At 68.6% G+C, this 2,429-nt stretch carries 2 protein-coding genes; both read right to left on the bottom strand.

The features are described from left to right. Nucleotides 1-101 precede the first annotated feature (101 nt). On the bottom strand, nucleotides 102-1,754 hold the full coding sequence (locus tag VGH54_RS27490; RefSeq protein ID WP_331515290.1) for a glycosyltransferase family 87 protein: 1,653 nt from the start codon (nucleotides 1,752-1,754) through the stop codon (nucleotides 102-104). Continuing rightward, nucleotides 1,751-2,429: penicillin-binding transpeptidase domain-containing protein (locus VGH54_RS27485; RefSeq protein WP_331515289.1), on the bottom strand; the 679-nt coding region annotated here is incomplete at its 5' end. The genes VGH54_RS27490 and VGH54_RS27485, both read right to left, overlap by 4 nt.

Below are 2,429 nucleotides of genomic sequence, written 5' to 3'. Positions count from 1 at the left end.
CGTATGGACGCATGGGAACCTCATCACCTCCTATGGTCGTGTGCGGCCACGGCTCATTTCTCCGTGGCAGGAGGGTCGCCTGCGTCGGCAACTGTCACAGGCTACCGGACGGTGGCTGAGCTCGCGAAATCGTGCGCGGGCACGGCGCCGGTTGCGACCATCTGCCGTAGCCCGGCTGGGCGCAGCCACGAAGGCAGCCAGCTGGGCGGCGCGTCGGCGGCGCGGTCGAACACCCCGCCCGCCGGATCGTCCACCCGGCCACCCCAGCGGACCAGATCTTCCTCGGGCCGGTAGATCTGCCGGGCCACCAGCGCGCACAACGTCAGCACCGCGACGTCGCGCAGCAGCACCGTCGCGGTGAACCACTGCTGCGGCAGCCCGCGATCGGGCACGCTGTAGAGGTAGTACATCCGCGGCACCCACACCAGCGCGTCAATGGTCATCCACGCCAGCAGGATCCGGCGATGCGGCAACGCCAGCACCGCCAGCGGCACCAGCCACAGCGAGAACTGCGGGCTCCACACCTTGTTGGTCAACAGGAACGCCGCCACCACCAGCAGCGCCAGCTGCGCCACCCGCGGCCGCCGCGGGGCGGTCAGCGCGATGTAACCGATTGCGGCGCAACACAACACAAACAGTGCCAGCACGACCTCATTCAGATGCTCCGGTGGCTGCCAGAAACCGAGGTCCTTGTCGAAGCCCGTCCAGCCGGTGAAGGACTTGACGACGTTGTACAGCGAATCCATGTCTTCGCCGCGGCGGGCGTTCAGCCGGAAGAACTCCGACCACCCCCGCGGGAAGAGCACCAGCACCGGCAGGTTGACCAGCAACCAGGTCAGCACCGTCGCGGCCGCGGTACGGGCCACCTCGCGAAGCCGTCCGGTCCGGATGCCCAGCACCAGCAGCGGGCCCAGCAGCAGCACCGGATACAGCTTGGCCGCGACACCCAGACCGATCAGCACCCCGGCGAGCACCGGCCGCCGGCGCGCCCATGCCAGCAGCCCACCCACCGCCAAAGCCGTTGCCAGCGAATCGAAATTGGTGAAGATCTGAAAGATCACCAACGGCGACGCGCCCACCAGCGCGGCGTCCCAGACCCGCCGGCCGGCCAGCCCGGCGGTCGCCCACAGCGTCGCCAACCACGCCAACGCCAACCCGAGCGCGGCGACGTCGAAGAACACCACCACCTCCGCGACGACCGGTAGCGCAATCAGCTTGCTGAAGATGGTGTAGGTCTTGGCCAACGCCATCGACACGTACTGGTACACGCCGGTGAGCACGGGATACTCCATGTAGCGCACCGCCGGCCGGCCGTCGTAGCGGGTCTGCGGCTTGTCGGCGCCGTCCTTTTCGATCCAGCTCGACTTGTACGGAAAACGGCCCTGGCTCAACAACTCCGCGCCGTATAGCGGCACGGTGTCGGAGTAGCACAGCTCGTAATAGGCCCGCTGATTCTGCCAGTTGGCGACGCGTTGATCGGCTGGACCGGTCCCGATGGTCTGCAGGCACGGCGCCTTGGTCGACCAGCCCAGCGCCAGGAACACCAGCGCGATCAAAAACATCACTCGCAGCGGTGTCAGGACGGCGGTGCGACCGATGATCGCGTGCCGGCCCACCGGACCGCCGATGACATTCGACAGCGCCGCGCCCAGAAAGTCGGTGCGGCTGGGGCAATCACGGTCATCGGCGGAGCGCAGATCACTGGCCAACCGCCGCGGCGAGATGTCGGCGCGATCAGTCTCGGCGAGGGTCACGGCGGGGGCGGCGGTCCCGGCTCGGGCGCTCCCGGCGGCGATGGTGGCGGAGCGGCCGGTCCGACGGGCACGGTGGTCGGCGGCCCGACCGGAATCGTGATGCCCGGCGCAATTTCCATCGTGGGCTGAATGACCGTCATCTGCGGCGGCTGCGGCGGCAGTGGCGCGGCGGGCACACCGGCGGAGCCACCGATCTCGGCGGGCTTGGGGAAGGACTCGTTGGTGGTGCCTTTGAGCGCACCGTCCATCGTCGACTTCCAGATGTCCGACGGCAGACCCGACCCGTAGATCGGCCCGCCCCCCTTGGTCACCAGCGGCACATCGCCGCGCACGGTGCCGATCCACACCGCCGTCGACAGCGACGGGGTGTAGCCGACCATCCAGGCGTCCTTGTCGGCGTCGGTGTCACCCAACTGGGTGGTGCCGGTCTTGGACGCCGACGGCCGGCCGCCGGCCAGATTGTGTCCGCGCGAGTACCCCGCGATCGGCTGCATCGCCGACGTGACGTTGTCGGCGACATCCTTGGGGACCCGTTGCTCACCGGAGTTGTCCGAGCTGGTCGCGTCGAACAGCACCTTGCCGTCGGCGTTGACCACCTTCTGCACGAAGTGCGGCCGGTGATAGATGCCCGAGTCGGCCAGCGTCGCGTACGCCGAGGCCATGTCGATCACCCGG

This window comes from Mycobacterium sp., from assembly GCF_036488105.1.
Classification (GTDB): Bacteria; Actinomycetota; Actinomycetes; order Mycobacteriales; family Mycobacteriaceae; genus Mycobacterium.
This window is presented reverse-complemented; position numbering and strand designations above follow the sequence as displayed.